This window comes from Klebsiella michiganensis (assembly GCF_002925905.1).
Taxonomy (GTDB): domain Bacteria; phylum Pseudomonadota; class Gammaproteobacteria; order Enterobacterales; family Enterobacteriaceae; genus Klebsiella; species Klebsiella michiganensis.
Genome location: NZ_PRDB01000004.1, coordinates 120,491 through 139,499 on the forward strand (window position 1 = coordinate 120,491; position 19,009 = coordinate 139,499).

The following is a 19,009-nucleotide window of genomic DNA, read 5'->3' on the forward strand; positions in this document are numbered from 1 at the left end:
AGCAGCAGCAATTGCAGTAAAATTCCGCACCATTTTGAAATAAGCTGGCGCTGATGCCAGCGGCAAACCGAATTTATCAAAGGTGAGAGTTACATGCCGGTAATTAAAGTACGTGAAAACGAGCCGTTCGACGTAGCGCTGCGTCGCTTCAAACGTTCATGCGAAAAAGCAGGTGTTCTGGCGGAAGTTCGTCGTCGTGAGTTCTATGAAAAACCGACTACCGAACGTAAACGCGCTAAAGCTTCCGCAGTGAAACGTCACGCGAAGAAACTGGCTCGCGAAAACGCACGCCGCACTCGTCTGTACTAATCTGTTGGGAGCCACGCTCTCAATTCAGACCGAGTTGTAGTTGTAAGGCCGTGCTTCCGAAAGGAATGCGCGGCTTATTTTCGTTTATGCATTAGCATATACACTCAATCATTCAAGATGCATCAAGGCGGCAAGGGAGTGAGTCCCCGGAGCTTACCGAAGTAAGTGACAGGGTGAACGAGCGAAGCCAACGCAGAGGCAGCTTGAAGGGTAACGTGTATAAAACGGGGCATATGGCTGGACGAATTCCACGAGTATTTATCAATGACCTGCTGGCGCGCACCGATATCGTCGATCTGATCGATGCCCGGGTAAAGCTGAAAAAGCAGGGCAAAAATTTTCACGCGTGCTGTCCGTTCCATAACGAAAAAACCCCCTCTTTCACCGTCAACGGTGAAAAACAGTTTTACCACTGCTTCGGCTGCGGTGCGCACGGCAACGCTATCGACTTCCTGATGAACTACGACAAGCTCGAGTTCGTGGAAACCGTCGAAGAGCTGGCTGCCATGCATAATTTAGACGTGCCGTATGAAGCAGGTAGCGGACCCAGCCAGATTGAGCGCCATCAGCGGCAAAATCTCTATCAGCTGATGGATGGTCTGAACACGTTTTATCAACAGTCTCTGATGCAACCCGCCGCCGGCCCCGCGCGCCAGTATCTGGAAAAACGCGGCTTAAGCAGCGAGGTGATTACGCGCTTCGCGATTGGCTACGCCCCTCCCGGTTGGGACAACGTTTTAAAACGTTTTGGCGGTAATCAAGAAAACCGCCAGTCGCTGATTGATGCGGGCATGCTGGTCACTAACGATCAGGGACGCAGTTACGACCGCTTCCGCGAACGGGTGATGTTCCCCATCCGCGATAAGCGAGGCCGGGTGATTGGTTTTGGTGGTCGCGTGCTGGGTGACGCCATGCCGAAGTATCTGAACTCCCCGGAGACCGATATTTTCCATAAAGGCCGCCAGCTGTACGGTCTTTATGAAGCGCAGCAGGATAACGCTGAACCGCCCCGCCTGCTGGTGGTCGAAGGTTATATGGACGTGGTGGCCCTGGCGCAGTTCGGCATTAACTATGCCGTTGCATCGCTGGGAACGTCGACGACCGCTGACCATATTCAGCTGTTGTTCCGGGTCACCAATCAGGTGGTTTGCTGCTACGACGGCGACCGGGCCGGCCGCGATGCCGCCTGGCGCGCGCTGGAAACGGCGCTGCCGTATATGACCGACGGGCGCCAGCTGCGCTTTATGTTTCTGCCGGATGGCGAAGACCCGGATACGCTGGTGCGCAAAGAAGGGAAAGCCGCATTTGAAGCGCGGATGGAGCAGGCTCAACCGCTCTCCACGTTTTTGTTCAACAGCCTGCTACCGCAGGTGGATTTGAGCACCCCGGACGGCCGCGCGCAGCTGAGTACCTTAGCGCTGCCGCTGATAACGCAGGTGCCGGGTGAAACGCTGCGCATTTACCTGCGCCAGGAGTTAGGCAATAAGCTGGGGATTTTAGATGATGCGCAGCTTGAACGTTTAATGCCAAAACAGTCTGAAAATGGCATCCAGCGCCCTGCTCCGCAGCTAAAACGCACGACCATGCGTATACTGATAGGGTTACTGGTACAAAACCCGGATCTGGCGCCGCTGGTACCGCCCCTGGAAGGGCTGGACCCGCGTAAAATGCCGGGGCTTGGGTTGTTCAACGAACTGGTTAAAACCTGTTTGGCACAGCCGGGCCTGACCACCGGGCTGCTGTTAGAGCAGTATCGCGGCACAAATGAGGCCGCAACCCTTGAAAAACTGTCGATGTGGGACGATATAGCAGATAAGGATATTGCTGAAAAAACCTTCACCGACTCGCTCAACCATATGTTTGATTCACTGCTGGAGCTGCGGCAAGAAGAGTTGATAGCTCGCGACCGCACGCACGGCTTAAGCAGTGAAGAGCGCCGGGAACTCTGGACCATCAGCCAGGAACTGGCCAAAAAATAAACGAAAGACAAACTCATTCAAGTTGTATCAAGGCAGCAAGAGAACGAATCCCCGGGAGTGCGCACAAGCACATGACCAGGATGAGAGAACGTAGCTAACGCAGAGACAACTTGAAAGATAACGCATTGAACGGCTTAAGTGCCGAATATCGTTCGGGAAGACCCCGACAGCCGCTCGAGGCGCAGCGGCAATAATATAAGTACGCCCTCGCTTTAAATGTTGGCAGTTCGCCTGCTTACACCAATCAAACGAATTAAGTGTGGATACCGTCTTATGGAGCAAAACCCGCAGTCACAGCTGAAGCTTCTTGTCCAACGTGGTAAGGAGCAAGGCTATCTGACCTATGCCGAGGTCAATGACCATCTGCCGGAAGATATCGTCGACTCCGACCAGATCGAAGACATCATCCAAATGATCAACGACATGGGCATTCAGGTGATGGAAGAAGCACCGGATGCCGATGATCTTTTGCTTGCTGAAACGAACAACAATACTGACGAAGATGCGGAAGAAGCTGCGGCGCAGGTTCTCTCCAGCGTTGAGTCTGAAATCGGACGCACAACCGACCCGGTGCGCATGTACATGCGTGAAATGGGTACCGTCGAACTGCTGACGCGCGAAGGCGAAATCGACATCGCTAAACGTATCGAAGACGGCATTAACCAGGTTCAGTGCTCGGTGGCTGAATACCCTGAAGCGATCACCTATCTGCTGGAGCAGTACGATCGCGTTGAAGCGGAAGAAGCGCGTCTGTCCGATCTGATCACCGGTTTTGTCGACCCGAACGCCGAAGAAGATATGGCGCCAACGGCGACGCACGTCGGTTCTGAACTCTCTCAGGAAGAGATGGATGACGACGAAGACGAAGATGAAGAAGAAGACGACGACAGCAGCGATGACGACAACAGCATCGACCCCGAGCTGGCGCGCGAGAAATTCGCCGAGCTGCGTACGCAGTACGAACTGACCCGCGACACCATCAAAGCGAAAGGTCGTAGCCACGCCGCAGCGCAGGAAGAGATCCTCAAGCTGTCCGAAGTGTTCAAACAGTTCCGTCTGGTACCGAAGCAGTTCGATTACCTGGTTAACAGCATGCGTATCATGATGGATCGCGTTCGTACTCAAGAACGTATCATCATGAAGCTGTGCGTTGAGCAGTGCAAAATGCCGAAGAAAAACTTCATCACTCTGTTCACCGGCAACGAAACCAGCGAAACCTGGTTCAATGCGGCCATCGCCATGAACAAGCCGTGGTCAGAGAAGCTGCTTGACGTGAAAGAAGACGTTCAGCGCGGCCTGATGAAACTGCAGCAGATTGAACAAGAGACCGGCCTGACCATCGAGCAGGTAAAAGATATCAACCGTCGTATGTCCATCGGTGAAGCGAAAGCGCGCCGTGCGAAGAAAGAGATGGTTGAAGCGAACCTGCGTCTGGTTATCTCGATCGCCAAGAAATACACCAACCGCGGTCTGCAGTTCCTCGATCTGATCCAGGAAGGCAACATCGGTCTGATGAAGGCGGTTGATAAGTTTGAATACCGCCGCGGCTACAAGTTCTCCACCTACGCAACCTGGTGGATCCGTCAGGCGATCACCCGCTCTATCGCAGACCAGGCGCGCACCATCCGTATTCCGGTGCATATGATTGAGACTATCAACAAGCTCAACCGTATTTCCCGCCAGATGCTGCAGGAAATGGGCCGCGAGCCGACGCCGGAAGAGCTGGCAGAACGCATGCTGATGCCGGAAGACAAAATTCGTAAGGTGCTGAAAATCGCCAAAGAGCCTATCTCCATGGAAACGCCGATTGGCGACGATGAAGATTCGCATCTGGGAGATTTTATCGAGGATAACACCCTCGAGCTGCCGCTGGACTCTGCCACCACCGAGAGCCTGCGCGCCGCCACCCACGACGTTCTGGCTGGCCTGACCGCCCGTGAAGCGAAAGTCCTGCGTATGCGCTTTGGTATCGACATGAATACCGATCACACGCTGGAAGAAGTGGGTAAACAGTTTGACGTAACCCGCGAACGTATTCGTCAGATCGAAGCGAAGGCGCTGCGTAAACTGCGCCATCCGAGCCGTTCTGAAGTGCTGCGTAGCTTCCTCGACGATTAATTATCGCCGCGTCCCCTGAAAAGCCAGTCACATGACTGGCTTTTTTTATGTCTAAGCAGAAACCATTTATTTAATAAATATTAAAACCCCAATATAAAACCCATCAATATATATCCAGGTCTTATTCTTATTATTTATTTATGTGCCATTAAACCGCTGGACTCATAGTTTTACGATTGTACTATTGGCTGGTTGATGGGGCGTATTTACGCCTAAAACCGCAGGCAAATCATAGGGAAATGAAATGAATAGCAAGCGTAAAATTCAGCTAGCTGATTTTAATAGAACGGTTATTTTAACCACCGCTAATACATTATTTCTAAGCCGTGGAATAGAAAGTACCACCATGGATGAGATCGCACATGAAGCCGGTTTTAGTAAAACCACGCTTTATACCTATTTCGACAATAAAAAGGATATTCTGGATCATCTTATCCTGGAGGTAATGGCGCGTTTCTATCAGGAGCTCATACCAATCGCTAATCGGCAAAATTCATTTCGCGAATTTTATCGCGAGCTGTGCCATGCGCTGATGGCTCTCCACGAAACAAGCCTTGCCTACTTTTCCGCGATAGCCGGGAAGATCGCCTGTTCTGAAAAAATCACTAAAAACAATAAGGCGTTGAAAAATATCGCTATGACTGGAGAACAGATCCACCAGATTATCGCAAAGCGAATCACAGACGCCGCCGAAAAAAAAGAGATTGGATTAAATGCTCCCGTCGCGGACGTCATGATGCTGTTCTGGCTCTGCCTGACCGGGCTAGTGGAAAAGTCCTCATACAGAGAAGAATGTCTTTTACGTCACCTTGAGAAAGACCGTAAAACCTTTCTCGACTTCGCTTTTGACGCCCTCTTATTCATGATAGAAAAAGGGAATATTAGCGATTGCGAAAAAGCTGACTAAAGCCTCAGGCTTAAGCCAGCCGCCGACGACCGGGCTGAAAGCCGTAACCCTTTTGTCGTCGGAAATGCATTAAAGCCCTCGCGTGGCCAGCGCCTCGTCAAGCTCCCGGTAGGCCTCCACCAGTTTATCCAGCGTCGCCCGGTTGAGGCCGCTGGGATTCGGCAGCACCCAAACTTCCGTCGCCCCAATGGTCACCTGCTGCTTGCCCCATTTTACGCCGCGCACCTGAAACGCTTTCTCGAAGGCCTGTTTACCCAGGATCGCCAGCGCGCGCGGCTGATACTCTTCCATTTTTCTGACCAGTTCACGGCCGCCATCGCGGAGCTCCAGCAGCTCAACCTCGCTGGCCTGCACCGTCGGGCGTTCGACTAGCATCGTAATCCCGCAGCGAGTATCCAGCAGCTGGAGTTCCTCCTCGGGTTTCAGAAGACGGTCGGTAAAGCCGGCCTGGTGAATCACTTTCCAGAAGCGATTGCCCGGATGGGCGAAATGAAAACCGGTATGGGCGGAAGACTTCCCCGGATTGATACCGCAAAAGACCACCCGCAGGTCCGGCGCCAGAATATCGTTAATCATGTTTTCCCCAGCTCAATGCCTAAAAGGTAATTATAAAGGATTGAAAATGCGTTGTTTATAAAAACAGCAGGCGTGATTTTTAGGCTGGATTGCGGGGAACAGTTACTTTATAATCCCTCGCCACGGCCCCTTAGCTCAGTGGTTAGAGCAGGCGACTCATAATCGCTTGGTCGCTGGTTCAAGTCCAGCAGGGGCCACCAGATACAGCAAGGGCTGACGAAAAATCGTCGGCCCTTTTGCATTGTGCGGCCCCCTCGGGGCGCCGCAGCTTAACGTGAGGTTCGCGACAGGCGGCTTACACCAGCGCCTGCAGCTGTTCGCGCATATAGACGGTGAAGAATTCCGGGTTTTTAATGACGATCCGGTTACCGGAGGCAATTTTTTCCGCCCAGCCGGCCACTTTTTCCGTGAACCCGGCATCCCATCCCTCCTTTTCACCCCGGGCCATGACGTCGGCAGGATTTGCCGGTACGCCTAGTTCATGCAAATACTTCAAAATTCCCTTAGCGGTACTTTCATCCATAGTATTCGGCACCGACAACGATGTGTTCATACCACCAATAAAATCCAGGGCTTTATCGATTGCTGTTGGCATACTCTTATCCTTAAAATTAACCACGTAATGAACATGATGACACTATGGACCCATCTTCGGCGGGATATCAAAGAGATCGTTGCCTTTCTTTGATTCAGACCGCAGCTAAACGCTTGCGTGGTGCTTTTCTGCTCGACTATTCCGTACTACTCCCCACAGGAAACTACTCCATACGTCCGCGCTTAAACTGGCCGGCATCGATATCGTACTGTTTCATTTTTCGCCACAGCGTGGTGCGGCCAATATTCAGCAGCTGCGCCATCTCCTGCACACGCCCGCTGGTCACGCGGGCGGCATGGATAATCGCTTCTTTCTCAATGGCGCTAAAGGTCAGGCTGGCGGGCAGCAGCGAGGAGCCCGCGTCGGCGCCGGGCCGCTCGGCAAACAGATATTCCGGCAAATTACTCAGCCGGATATGGCCGTTATCGCTGCTAATGGCGATATTTTCAATCACGCTGTTCAGCTCAAAATCGTTGCCCGGCCAGGAGTAGGCCACCAGCTGCGCCAGCGCATCTTCATCCATTTTCAGTCGCGAGGAAAAGCGCTTTTCCAGGCTCTTAAGGCGATTGTGCACCAGCGAAGGAATACTGTTACGCCGCGCGCGCAGCGGTGGGATAACGATTTCAAAGGAGTGCAGCGCGTAGTAAAGCTGGCGGCTAAAGCGGTTTTGCTCCACCAGATTGGCCAGATCGACGGTGGTGGTGGCGATCACTTTAACGTCTACCGGAATCAAGCGGCGGGCATCCAGACGGGTTAAAACCCCCTGCTTGATCACCTGCAGCAGCGCGGACTGCAGCTCCGGCGCCAGGTATTCGATTTTTTCCAGAAACAGCGTCCCGCCGTTGGCCAGCTCAAGACGGCTAAGGCGACCGTTTTCATCGTCCGTCGGCGCGCTGCCCATAAAATCCTGGCCCAGGACGCTGTCGGCATACAGCTGACAGTTGACCGCGATATACGGCCCGCCGCCCCGCTCGCTCTCATTGTGAATCGCCTGGCTGAGCAGCTCCTTACCCACCCCCTCTTCACCGCACAGCAGCACCGGGAAAGCGCCGCGCGCCGCCTGGCGGCCAAAGTGAATCAGCCGCCGGGTTTCCGGGTCGTCCGCCGACATCTGTTCAAAGGTATGGCTCACTTTGCCAAGCTGGCTGGTCATCAGCTGGCGCATCTGCTCGACCGGATGCAGCAGCAGAATGAAACTGTTGCCCTGCTCTTCAACGATTGGCTTGAGCGTAATCACGGCGTCGACAAACTGATGCTGGCTTTCGAAGGTGACCTCCACATGGTTCAGCCCGCGCGCGTGCTTAATGGCCCGACGCAGCAGGGCCGGCAGCGTCACCAGCTCATTAATATTTTTCCCCTGGCTGGCCTGGGCATCAAGATGAAGCAGCGTCGCGGCCTGCACGTTAAGAAACTGCAAAATCCCCTGCTCGTTCCACGCCATCACCCCGTCATCCATGCTCTCCAGCAGACCGTACATCTGGTTAAGATGGCGATTCGACTCGGCCAGCAGGCTATCAGTGAGCAGCGAGTTGCCGACTTCCCGGGCGATAGCCAGGGTCAGGGAGAGGTCAGGCGAAGCCTGTTCTTCCGTCAAGCAGCACAGGGAAATGGAACCGAACAGGCGCCCGTGGTTATCAAACACCGGCGTGGAGCTAAACGACCATCCGTGCAGGGCATGTTTAAAATGCTCCTCGCCCATCGTTTTGACCGGCTGCCCGAGCATGGAGGCCAGCGAAAGCGCGCAGCTGCCGATAATGCTTTCCGCGCAGTAGCTGCCGTCACGAAATCCCAGCGCCGCCAGCTGGTCGAGGGTCTGCGGATCGCCGCAGCGGCTAAGAATACAGGCGGACTCATCGAGGATGAACAGCGCGCAGGGGCGGTTATCCATAAACTCCCAGGCATCCTCCAGCGCCGCCTGACCAATCGTCAACAGCGCGGTCTTGCGCCGACAAATCGATTCAAACGTCAGCCCCTGCGCCTGATGCGGCGTCTGCCAGGTTTCCCGCTGCATAAACTTGCTGCAGCGATGCCACGACTGGGTTATCACCAAAGGAAAGCTCTGAGTCTGCGCAGTCATATCCCTATCCGCTGTTTCATAAACGACAACCCCTCCGGCGGTAACCGCCAGAGGGGGATAAAACGCCCCTTCTCATTAACGAGGCGGGACAGGACGACGCTAAATTAGCGCGCCAGCCACTGCTGTCCGAGCAGGTCGGCGGTCAGAATCGCCGCATGCACGCTCTGCGCGCTGACCGGGAACGGCATGTTATGAATGGTTTCACCTTCCGCGCAGGTCGCTTTGGCGACTGCCTGAATTTTCTCATCGATGCCCTCTTTAACGCCCATTTGCGCCAGCGTAACCGGCAGCCCGACGGTATGGCAGAAGTTCAGCACCGTTTCGATCTCTTCCATCGGGCTATTTTGCAGCACCAGCTGCGCCAGAGTACCAAACGCCACTTTCTCGCCATGGTACAGATGGTGGCACTCTTCGAGGATGGTGAAACCGTTGTGAATGGCGTGCGCGGCGGCCAGACCGCTACTTTCAAAGCCGATACCGCTGAGGTAGGTATTCGCTTCAACGATGCGTTCCAGCGCATCGGTCACCACGCCGGCCTGGGCGGCGAGGCGGGCTTTTTCGCCTTCCGCCAGCAGCGTATCATAGCACAGGCGCGCCAGGCTCAGCGCCGCTGCCGTCGACTGGCCGCCGGCCATGCTGGTGGCTCTGGCATCATAGCAGGCCCTGGCTTCGAACCAGGTTGAAAGCGCATCCCCCATCCCGGCCACCAGCAGGCGCACCGGAGCTTTAGCGATAATCGCCGTATCCATCACCACCATGTCCGGGTTTTTCGGGTAGATCAGATACTCTTCAAACTCGCCGGCTTCGGTGTAGATAACCGACAGCGCGCTGGTTGGCGCATCGGTGGAGGCGATCGTCGGGATCACCACCACCGGTAGCTTCTGGTAGTAGCCAATGGCTTTCGCCGTATCGAGCGTCTTGCCGCCGCCGATGCCCACCACGCCGCGGCAGCCGTGCTGTTTCAGAATGGCGATCAGGCGATTGATCTCAACGTGGCTGCATTCGCCGTTGAAGCGCTCCGCATGGCAGCTGATGTTGTGGCTGTGCAAACCTTCCAGCACTTTCTCTCCCGCTAGCTTCATCACGAAGTCATCGGCAATCACGAAAAAGCTGTCCGCCAGGTTTTTGGCGTATTGCCCAAACAGCGTGGATGCATCTGGTCCCTGGAGATATTTGGCTGGAGATTGAATAACTTTTAGCATTCCGTTCACCCTCAAATAAGTGCATGTTTTGACATGATGAGCCCCGGTGTTTCTCCGTCCGGCCTTACATCAAAGGCGGGGACGAAAGCGCTACCTGAGCGATGCCATCACTGTAGGGCGAGCCGCGGGCAAAAAAATCTTTCCCCTTTTTGTCCCGATATGAAACAGGACATAAATTATATTGTTTCATATTGAAACATGAATTCATGTGAAACGATGGGATTGCGATCTCGATCCGCCCCTTTGGCGCAAAAGAAGGTCACCAGCCGGACGATCGTCGACGTTTTTCACCACCACGGGCGGCAAGAAGGGGCAAAATTATTTCTCTGAGCGGGCTTTCCACGCTGATGAAGCGAGGTGAAAGAGGCGCCTTACTTCGCATTTTTCCCTTTCCTTGCGCAAAAATGTTTCATTAAGGAACAACAATTAATAATTACGTTTCGTAATGAAACTCATTTTATGGCGATTTTTTTTCCCGCCAACTCAGCCAGAATCAATACATCGCCCGATATCGCATATCGTCAGGCGGTACCCCTACACGATGACCGCCTCCGTCAGCAGAGAGGCCGCATCGAAACTCCGACGGAGCATAAACAATGAAAAAACTGATTAACCGTGTCGAAGATGTCCTGAGTGAACAACTGGCTGGCCTGGCAAAAGCCCACCCTGAACTGACGCTGCACCAGGATCCGGTCTACGTCACCCGCGCCGATGCGCCGGTGGCCGGGAAAGTGGCGCTGCTCTCCGGCGGCGGCAGCGGCCACGAGCCGATGCACTGCGGCTATATTGGCCAGGGCATGCTTTCCGGGGCCTGCCCGGGAGAAATTTTCACCTCCCCGACGCCGGATAAAATGTTTGAGTGCGCCATGACCATCGACGGCGGCGAAGGCGTGCTGCTGATTATCAAAAACTACACCGGCGATATTCTTAACTTCGAAACCGCCACCGAGCTGCTGCACGAAAGCGGCGTCAAGGTTACCACCGTGGTAGTCGATGACGACGTGGCGGTGAAAGACAGCCTCTATACCGCCGGGCGGCGCGGCGTGGCGAATACCGTGCTGATTGAAAAACTGGTGGGCGCGGCCGCCGAACGCGGCGACTCGCTGGAAGCCTGCGCCGAACTGGGGCGCAAGCTCAACAACCTCGGCCACTCTATCGGCATCGCGCTCGGCGCCTGCACCGTTCCGGCCGCCGGGCAACCCTCATTCGAACTGCAGGACGATGAGATGGAGTTCGGCGTCGGCATTCACGGCGAACCGGGCATCGACCGCCGCCGCTTCACCTCTCTCGATCGCACCGTTGACGAAATGTTCGATACCCTGCTGGAAAACGGCGCCTATAGCCGCACGCTGCGCCACTGGGACAACGTGAAAGGCGCGTGGCAGGAGGTCACGCAGACCAAGCAGGCGCTGCAAAAAGGCGATCGGGTTATCGCGCTGGTCAACAACCTCGGCGCCACGCCGCTGTCCGAACTCTACGGCGTCTATAACCGTCTGACGCAGCGCTGCGAGGAGGCCGGTATCGTTATCGCGCGCAACCTTATCGGCAGCTACTGTACCTCTCTGGATATGGTGGGCTTTTCCATCACCCTGCTAAAGGCCGATGAAGAGACGCTGGCATTATGGGACGCCCCGGTACACACCCCGGCGCTGAACTGGGGCAAATAAGGAGCAACGACATGTCATTAAGCAGAACGCAAATCGTAGACTGGCTCTATCGCTGCGGCGATATTTTCACCAAAGAGAGCGATTTTTTGACCGGTCTGGACCGGGAAATCGGCGATGCCGACCACGGCCTGAATATGCATCGCGGTTTTAGCAAGGTGGTGGAAAAGCTGCCGTCGATTGCCGATAAAGACATTGGTTTTATTCTTAAAAATACCGGTATGACGCTGCTCTCCAACGTCGGCGGGGCCAGCGGCCCTCTGTTCGGCACCTTCTTTATCCGCGCCGCTCAGGTGACCCAGGCCCACCAGAGCCTGACCCTGGAGGAGCTCTATCAGACCTTTCGCGAAGGCGCGGAAGGGGTGGTGAATCGCGGCAAAGCCGAGCCGGGCGATAAAACCATGTGCGACGTCTGGCTGCCGGTGGTGGAATCGTTGCGCCAGTCCAGCGAACAGCACCTGTCGATACCAGGCGCCCTTGATGCTGCCTGCGAACAGGCGCAAGCCGCCGTCCACGCCACGATCGCCATGCAGGCTCGCAAAGGGCGGGCCAGCTACCTGGGCGAACGCAGCATCGGGCACCAGGATCCGGGCGCGACCTCGGTGATGTTGATGGTTCAGATGCTGGCCGCAGCGGCCAAAGAGTAAGGAAAACGCGATGGTAAACCTGGTTATTGTTTCTCATAGCGCCCGTCTGGGCGAAGGTGTCGGAGAACTGGCCCGGCAGATGTTAATGAACGATGGCTGTAAGCTGGCGATCGCCGCCGGAATTGACGATCCCGCCAGTCCGATCGGCACCGATCCCATTAAGGTTATGGAAGCCATCGAGTCCGTCGCCGACGCCGATCATATCCTGGTGATGATGGATATCGGCAGCGCCCTGCTGAGCGCCGAAACCGCGCTGGATCTCCTCGATCCGGCCATTGCGGCGAAGGTTCGCCTGTGCGCGGCGCCGCTGGTGGAAGGGACTCTGGCGGCGACGGTGAGCGCCGCCGCCGGAGCCGGCATCGACAAGGTGATCGAAGACGCCATGAACGCGCTGGAGGCAAAGCGCGTACAGCTGGGGTTACCATCGCAACCGCAACACGCTTCGCTGGCCGCCGCGCCGGTCGACGACCGCGACGCGCGCTCGGTTTCCGTGGTGATTCAAAACCACAACGGCCTGCACATTCGTCCGGCGTCAAAGCTGGTCGCCGCGCTGGCGGGATTCAATGCCGACCTGGTGCTGGAGAAAGGGGGTAAATGCGTCACGCCGGACAGCCTCAACCAAATCGCCCTGCTTCAGGTGCGCCGGAACGATACCTTAAGGCTGCTTGCCCGCGGCCCGGACGCCGACGCCGCGCTGGCGGCGTTCCAGGCGCTGGCGGCGGAGAACTTCGGCGAGCCAACCGAGGCGGCGCCCGCGCGTCGGCCCGCCAGCGCCGACCGCGTTGAGGGTAAGGTCGTGCTTTATCCCCAGCCGCAGGACAGGATCTCGCGGGAAACGAGCGCCGCCATCGGCCAGCAGCAGCTGCGGCTGAAACGGGCCATCGACCGGACGCTGGAAGACCTTAGCGCGCTGACGACTCTGGCAGAGGCGACGTTTTCCGCCGACATCGCGGCGATCTTCTCCGGGCATCATACCCTGCTCGATGACCCTGATTTATACGCAGCGGCGTGCGACATCATACGCGACGAGCAGTGCAGCGCGGCGTGGGCCTGGCAACAGGTGCTGAGCGATTTAAGCCAACAATATCGCCATCTCGACGATGCTTACCTGCAGGCGCGCTATATTGATATTGAAGATATTTTGCACCGCACGCTGCGTCACCTTAACGAGCGCGATGAAGCGCTGCCGCAGTTTAGCGCGCCTTCGATCCTCGTTGCCGACGATATCTTCCCTTCAACCGTCCTGCAGCTTAACGCAGAGCAGGTGAAGGGGATCTGCCTGCAGGCCGGCAGCGAGCTCTCTCACGGCGCCATTATCGCCCGCCAGGCGGGTATCGCGATGCTGTGCCAGCAGAGCGATGCCCTGACGCTGCAAGATGGCGAGAACGTCATCTTTGATATTCCCGGCAAACGCGTGATTCGCGGCTAACCTGCCCTAACCTTTCCGCCCCGGAGGCTGTCCCCTCCGGGAACTCGCTTAACTTTCAGGATCCGTTATGTCTCAATTCTTTTTTAATCAGCGCGCCAACCTCGTCAACGAAGTGATTGAAGGGACCATTATCGCCAGCCCGTGGAATAACCTGGCGCGGCTGGAGAGCGATCCCGCCATTCGCGTGGTGGTGCGTCGCGATCTCGACAAAAACAACGTGGCGGTAATCTCCGGCGGCGGTTCCGGTCACGAACCGGCCCACGCGGGCTTTGTCGGTAAAGGCATGCTGACCGCCGCCGTCTGCGGCGATCTGTTTGCCTCGCCAAGCGTCGATGCGGTGCTGACCGCCATCCAGGCCGTGACCGGCGATGCCGGATGCCTGCTGATCGTCAAGAACTACACCGGCGATCGTCTGAACTTCGGCCTCGCCGCGGAGAAAGCGCGCCGTATGGGCTATAACGTCGAAATGCTGATCGTCGGCGATGATATTTCGCTGCCGGATAACAAACACCCGCGCGGCATTGCCGGGACGATTCTGGTGCATAAAGTGGCCGGCTACTTCGCCGAACGCGGCCACAATCTGGCAACCGTGCTGCGCGAGGCGCAGTATGCCGCCAGACACACCTTCAGCCTTGGCCTGGCCCTTTCCAGCTGTCATCTGCCGCAGGATGCGGAAACGACTCCGCGCCATCATCCGGATCAGGCCGAGCTGGGGATGGGGATCCACGGCGAACCGGGCGCTTCGGTTATCGCCACGCAGAACAGCGCGGAAATCGTTACGCTGATGGTAGAGAAGCTCAGCGCCGCCCTGCCGGAAACCGGCCGCCTGGCGGTGATGATCAATAATCTCGGCGGCGTGTCGATTGCCGAAATGGCGATTTTGACCCGCGAGCTGGCCAATACTCCGCTGCATCAGCGTATCGACTGGCTGATAGGCCCGGCGTCGCTGGTCACCGCGCTGGATATGAAAGGCTTCTCCCTCACTGCCATCGTGCTGGAAGAGAGCATTGAGAAGGCGCTGCTTTCCGCGGTAGAAACCGCCGGCTGGCAGACGCCGGTACAGCCGCGCGCGGTCAGCGTGATGCCATCATCGCTGCGCAGTACGCGGGTGGAGTTTGCGCCCTCGGAGAACGGCGAAGTTGCGGGCTACGTGGAACGTGTGACCGGCACGCTGTCCGGGCTGGAAGCAGACCTTAACGCGCTGGATGCGAAAGTCGGCGACGGCGATACCGGCTCCACCTTCGCCGCCGGCGCGCGCGACATCGCCGACTTACTTCAGCGTCGTCAGCTGCCGCTGGCTAACCTCGCCACGCTGTTTGCCCTGATTGGCGAGCGTCTGACGGTTGTGATGGGCGGCTCCAGCGGCGTGCTGATGTCGATTTTCTTTACCGCCGCCGGGCAGAAGCTGGAACAGGGGGCAAGCGTCGCCGAAGCATTAAACGCCGGTCTGGCGCAGATGAAGTTTTACGGCGGTGCGGATGAAGGCGACCGGACCATGATTGACGCCCTGCAGCCGGCGCTAACGGCGCTGCTGGCCGAACCGGATAACCTGCAGGCGGCTTTCGCCGCGGCACAGGCGGGCGCGGATCGTACGCTTCACGCCAGCAAAGCGGGCGCCGGGCGCGCATCGTATCTGAACAGCGATAGCCTGCGCGGCAATATGGACCCCGGCGCCCACGCGGTGGCCATGGTATTTAAAGCGCTGGCGCAGAAATAGTCTCCCCTGCTCGCGCTGCGCTTAGCAGGGCTACGGGTTCGCAGCCGTCTGCGGGCCGGTAGCCCGGACAGATGCGTAAGAATCGCCTCCGGGAAAATCAGCCACTCTGCGCGCTGCTCCCGGGGGCGGCGCTTAACGCGCCTTGCCCGGGCTACGGGTTCACCGCCATCTGCCAAACGGTAGCCCGGACAGGTGCGCAGCATCGCCTCCGGGAAAATCGGCCACTCTGCGCTCTGCTCCCGGGGGCGGCGCTTAATGCGCCTTGCCCGGGCTACGGGTTACCCCCGTCTGCGGGCCGGTCACCCGGACAGATGCGCAGCATCGCCTCCGGGAAATTCAGCCACTCTGCGCTCTGCTCCCGGGGGCGGCGCTTAACGCGCCTTGCCCGGGCTACGGGTTCACCCCCGTCTGCGGGCCGGTCGCCCGGACAGATGCGCAGCATCGCCTCCGGGAAATTCTGCCACTCTGCGCTCTGCTCCCGGGGGCGGCGCTTAACGCGCCTTGCCCGGGCTACGGGTTCACCCCCGTCTGCAAGCCGGTCGCCCGGGTAAGGCGCCAGCCGCAACCCGGGGTTTCTCCGCGCTTATTTGCTGTGCCAGTAGGCCTGCGAACGCACCAGCTGCGGATCAATCCCCGGGCCTTCAAAGCGCGCCAGCAGCGATTTCACCACCGCGCCTTCCCCGGTCAGCCAGATAAAATAGTCCTCAGCCGGCACCGCTATTCGCGCCAGGCGCTCGGCCACGGCAGAGGAGTGATGTCCCACCACCCACTCGATATGAAAACCATCGAGATCGGCCAGGTAATCTTGATAAGACTCATCGCCAATGGTGACGAGCGCCGTGACCTGCGGGCGCGTCGGAAGCTGCTGCAATCCCAGCAGACGGCGGCGCAGCGCGGGCATGCCTGACTCATCGGTCACATACAGCTGCCAGGCGTAATCTTCCGGCACCACCAGCGAACCGCGCGGCCCGCCGACCACCAGCTTATCGCCCGTTTTCGCCGCCAGCGCCCAGCTGCTGGCAATACCGCCATCGTGAATAAAAAAGTCGTACGCCAGCTCATGACGCCCGGCGTCGTACAGCGGCGTATAGTCGCGGGTCGCCGGACGCACGCCATCGCCCCAGTTAATGCCTTCATCCGTCACCTCCGGTGGCGTGAACGCAGCGCCCGCGGCCGGGAAAAAGAGCTTGGTGTGGTCGTCAAAACCCTGGGAAACAAAGCCTTCCAGCGCCTCTCCGCCCAGCACGACACGCTGGAATGCGCTGCCGATACGCTCGACGCGCAATACGGTTAACTCACGGAAGCGCAGTTCATTACGTACGCGCTGCGGGTATTTGGGGTGCCTGGTCGTTGTCATCTTTCATCGCCTTCGTGAACGGAATAGATATATCTAAAAATCTTGCAAATGATAATGATTGCCATTAAAAAAGAATGCAAGCGTTTTTTGATATAGTCATAGAAAAACGCCACAAAAGCCAAAATCAAAAATTAAAACGTTAAATATCAATTAAATAAAAAATACATTCACTACTTTGTTGCTACTTTATTATTTTTAGATATAAATTAGATATATCAAATAATCACAGGAGAAAAACATGAGACACCATCACGAAGAAGGCCGTGGCCCACGCGGACGCCACGGGGAACATAGCGAACACGGCGAGCACGGTCGCAGAGGCGGCGGACGCCGGCAGCGCTTCTTTGGTCACGGCGAGCTGCGCCTGGTGATTCTGGACATCCTCACCCGCAATGCCAGCCACGGTTACGAACTGATTAAAGAGATCGAAACCCTGACCCAGGGCAACTACAGCCCGAGCCCCGGCGTCATCTACCCGACGCTCGATTTACTTCAGGATCAGGGATTAATCAGCGTGGCTGACGAAAACGGCCGCAAAAAAATCGCCATTACCGCCGAAGGCAGTCAGCTGCACGCGGAGAACCTGGAGCAGTTGGAGCATATTCAGACCAGGCTGCAGGCGCGCATGGTGGGCTGTGAACTGCGTAAAAATCCGCAGATGAAGCGCGCGCTGGAGAATTTTAAGGCGGTACTGGATTTAAGGGTTAACCAGCAGGAAATAACCGAAGCTCAGCTAAAGCAGATCGTCGGCGTCATTGACCGCGCGGCAATGGAAATCTCCCAGCTCGACTAGCCCTCTGCCCCATCGCCGGGCAGCCTGCACCGCCGCGAAGCACGCGGCGGGACCCCTTCTGCGCATGGTTTCACGCCTTCAGGAGTAAAACATGCCAATAATTTCGCGATAAGATTAAATTTTGCTCAACCGCAATTTCACGTTGCGTTTATCCCGATTTTCCTGGCCCGCGCCGAAGTGGCGTAATCCCTGCAATACTTAATTCAGTATCATGTGATACGCCCCGCCAAGGAGCATATTTTGAACAGGTTACCTTCCAGCGCATCGGCTCTGGCCTGCAGCGCACACGCACTGAATCTCATTGAGAAGCGAACGCTCGATCATGAGGAGATGAAATCACTTAACCAGGAGGTCAGGGAATACTTTAAAGAGCATGTGAACCCGGGGTTTTTAGCGTATCGAAAATCGGTCACTGCTGGCGGGGATTACGGAGCCGTAGAGTGGCAAGCGGGAGGGTTAAATACGCTTGTCGACACTCAGGGACAGGAGTTTATCGACTGCCTGGGTGGGTTTGGGATTTTTAATGTAGGGCACCGTAATCCAGTTGTCGTTTCCGCCGTCGAAAATCAGCTCGCTAAACAACCCCTTCATAGTCAGGAACTGCTGGACCCGCTGCGGGCCATGCTGGCTAAAACCCTGGCGGCCTTAACGCCGGGCAAACTGAAATACAGCTTCTTTAGCAACAGCGGTACCGAATCGGTCGAAGCGGCGTTAAAGCTGGCGAAGGCTTATCAGTCTCCGCGCGGCAAGTTTACCTTCGTCGCCACCAGCGGCGCGTTTCACGGTAAGTCGCTGGGCGCGCTTTCGGCCACCGCGAAATCGACTTTCCGTAAGCCTTTTATGCCGCTGCTGCCGGGATTCCGTCATGTGCCTTTTGGCGATATCAACGCGATGCGCACCCTGCTGAGCGAGTGCAAAAAGACCGGTGATGACGTCGCGGCGGTGATCCTTGAGCCTATTCAGGGCGAAGGCGGGGTGATTCTGCCGCCGCCGGGCTATCTGCCCGCGGTGCGCAAGCTGTGCGACGAGTTTGGCGCGCTGCTGATCCTCGATGAAGTGCAAACCGGCATGGGGCGCACCGGCAAGATGTTCGCCTGCGAGCATGAAAACGTCCAGCCGGACATTCTGTGCCTTGCCAAAGCGCTGGGCGGCGGCGTCATGCCGATTGGCGCAACGGTCGCCACCGAAGAGGTATTCTCGGTGCTGTTCGATAACCCGTTCCTGCATACCACCACGTTCGGCGGCAACCCGCTGGCCTGCGCGGCGGCGCTGGCGACCATCAACGTGCTGCTGACGCAAAACCTGCCCGCGCAGGCGGAGCAGAAAGGCGACATGCTGCTGGACGGCTTCCGTCAGCTGGCCCGCGAATATCCGGATCTGGTGAATGACGTGCGCGGCAAAGGTATGCTGATGGCCATTGAGTTTGTCGATAACGAAATCGGCTATGACTTTGCCAGCGAGATGTTCCGCCAGCGCGTACTGGTGGCAGGAACGCTCAACAACGCAAGAACGATCCGCATTGAACCGCCGCTGACGCTGACCCCTGAGCAGTGTGAACAGGTGCTAAAAGCGGCCCGCCTGGCGCTGGCGGCGCTGCGGGTTTCGGTGGAAGAGGCGTAGTGACCTGCCCTCTCCCTCA

General features: G+C 57.1%; 15 protein-coding genes and 1 tRNA gene. 11 read left to right on the forward strand and 5 right to left on the reverse strand.

From position 1 onward, the window contains the following. Positions 1-93 precede the first annotated feature (93 nt). The 4 genes from rpsU (at position 94) to CDA56_RS11450 (ending at position 5,313) form a co-directional block, all read left to right on the forward strand. On the forward strand, positions 94-309 hold the full coding sequence (gene rpsU, locus CDA56_RS11435; protein ID WP_001144069.1) for a 30S ribosomal protein S21: 216 nt from the start codon (positions 94-96) through the stop codon (positions 307-309). Between the two features lie 233 nt (positions 310-542). Beyond that, complete coding sequence (gene dnaG, locus CDA56_RS11440) at positions 543-2,288, forward strand: DNA primase (RefSeq protein WP_014226898.1); 1,746 nt, start codon at positions 543-545, stop codon at positions 2,286-2,288. A 273-nt stretch (positions 2,289-2,561) separates the two neighbouring features. Beyond that, on the forward strand, positions 2,562-4,406 hold the full coding sequence (rpoD, locus tag CDA56_RS11445; protein ID WP_004105908.1) for an RNA polymerase sigma factor RpoD: 1,845 nt from the start codon (positions 2,562-2,564) through the stop codon (positions 4,404-4,406). A 244-nt stretch (positions 4,407-4,650) separates the two neighbouring features. Further along, positions 4,651-5,313 carry a TetR/AcrR family transcriptional regulator gene (locus tag CDA56_RS11450; RefSeq protein ID WP_025105906.1) on the forward strand — a complete coding sequence of 221 codons (663 nt, stop codon included), beginning with the start codon at positions 4,651-4,653 and terminating at the stop codon, positions 5,311-5,313. A gap of 69 nt (positions 5,314-5,382) precedes the next feature. Here CDA56_RS11450 and mug read toward each other — a convergent pair whose 3' ends face one another. Then, a complete protein-coding gene (mug, locus tag CDA56_RS11455; protein WP_009651862.1) occupies positions 5,383-5,889 on the reverse strand; it encodes a G/U mismatch-specific DNA glycosylase in 507 nt (168 codons plus the stop codon). A 124-nt stretch (positions 5,890-6,013) separates the two neighbouring features. On the opposite strand from mug, the gene CDA56_RS11460 reads away from it, so the two are divergent. Then, a tRNA-Ile gene (locus tag CDA56_RS11460) sits at positions 6,014-6,089 on the forward strand. 95 nt (positions 6,090-6,184) lie between these two features. On the opposite strand, the gene CDA56_RS11465 is transcribed toward CDA56_RS11460, so the two are convergent. From CDA56_RS11465 to CDA56_RS11475, 3 genes are all read right to left on the reverse strand, one after another. Further along, complete coding sequence (locus CDA56_RS11465) at positions 6,185-6,508, reverse strand: DUF1889 family protein (protein WP_071532228.1); 324 nt, start codon at positions 6,506-6,508, stop codon at positions 6,185-6,187. Positions 6,509-6,647: 139 nt separating this feature from the next. Further along, complete coding sequence (gene dhaR / locus CDA56_RS11470; protein ID WP_103814253.1) at positions 6,648-8,561, reverse strand: dihydroxyacetone kinase operon transcriptional regulator DhaR; 1,914 nt, start codon at positions 8,559-8,561, stop codon at positions 6,648-6,650. Between the two features lie 104 nt (positions 8,562-8,665). Further along, a complete protein-coding gene (locus tag CDA56_RS11475; RefSeq protein WP_009651847.1) occupies positions 8,666-9,763 on the reverse strand; it encodes a glycerol dehydrogenase in 1,098 nt (365 codons plus the stop codon). A 596-nt stretch (positions 9,764-10,359) separates the two neighbouring features. Between CDA56_RS11475 and dhaK the strand changes: the two genes are divergently transcribed. From dhaK to CDA56_RS11500, 4 genes are all read left to right on the forward strand, one after another. Beyond that, entirely contained in the window at positions 10,360-11,430 is a 1,071-nt protein-coding gene (gene dhaK / locus CDA56_RS11485; protein WP_009651831.1) for a dihydroxyacetone kinase subunit DhaK, read from the forward strand. Positions 11,431-11,441: 11 nt separating this feature from the next. Continuing rightward, on the forward strand, positions 11,442-12,074 hold the full coding sequence (gene dhaL, locus CDA56_RS11490; protein WP_014226902.1) for a dihydroxyacetone kinase subunit DhaL: 633 nt from the start codon (positions 11,442-11,444) through the stop codon (positions 12,072-12,074). A 10-nt stretch (positions 12,075-12,084) separates the two neighbouring features. Further along, positions 12,085-13,503, forward strand: a complete 1,419-nt coding sequence (gene dhaM, locus CDA56_RS11495; protein ID WP_103814255.1) for a dihydroxyacetone kinase phosphoryl donor subunit DhaM — start codon at positions 12,085-12,087, stop codon at positions 13,501-13,503. Positions 13,504-13,570: 67 nt separating this feature from the next. Next, a complete protein-coding gene (locus CDA56_RS11500; protein ID WP_049082849.1) occupies positions 13,571-15,220 on the forward strand; it encodes a glycerone kinase in 1,650 nt (549 codons plus the stop codon). Positions 15,221-15,803: 583 nt separating this feature from the next. Here CDA56_RS11500 and CDA56_RS11510 read toward each other — a convergent pair. Further along, entirely contained in the window at positions 15,804-16,577 is a 774-nt protein-coding gene (locus CDA56_RS11510) for a siderophore-interacting protein (RefSeq protein ID WP_025105901.1), read from the reverse strand. A 238-nt stretch (positions 16,578-16,815) separates the two neighbouring features. On the opposite strand from CDA56_RS11510, the gene CDA56_RS11515 reads away from it, so the two are divergent. Then, positions 16,816-17,370 (forward strand): PadR family transcriptional regulator, encoded by a 555-nt coding sequence (locus tag CDA56_RS11515; RefSeq protein WP_004854392.1) that lies wholly within the window; start codon positions 16,816-16,818, stop codon positions 17,368-17,370. Between the two features lie 240 nt (positions 17,371-17,610). Next, complete coding sequence (ygjG, locus tag CDA56_RS11525; protein ID WP_004854393.1) at positions 17,611-18,990, forward strand: putrescine aminotransferase; 1,380 nt, start codon at positions 17,611-17,613, stop codon at positions 18,988-18,990. Positions 18,991-19,009: the final 19 nt, after the last annotated feature.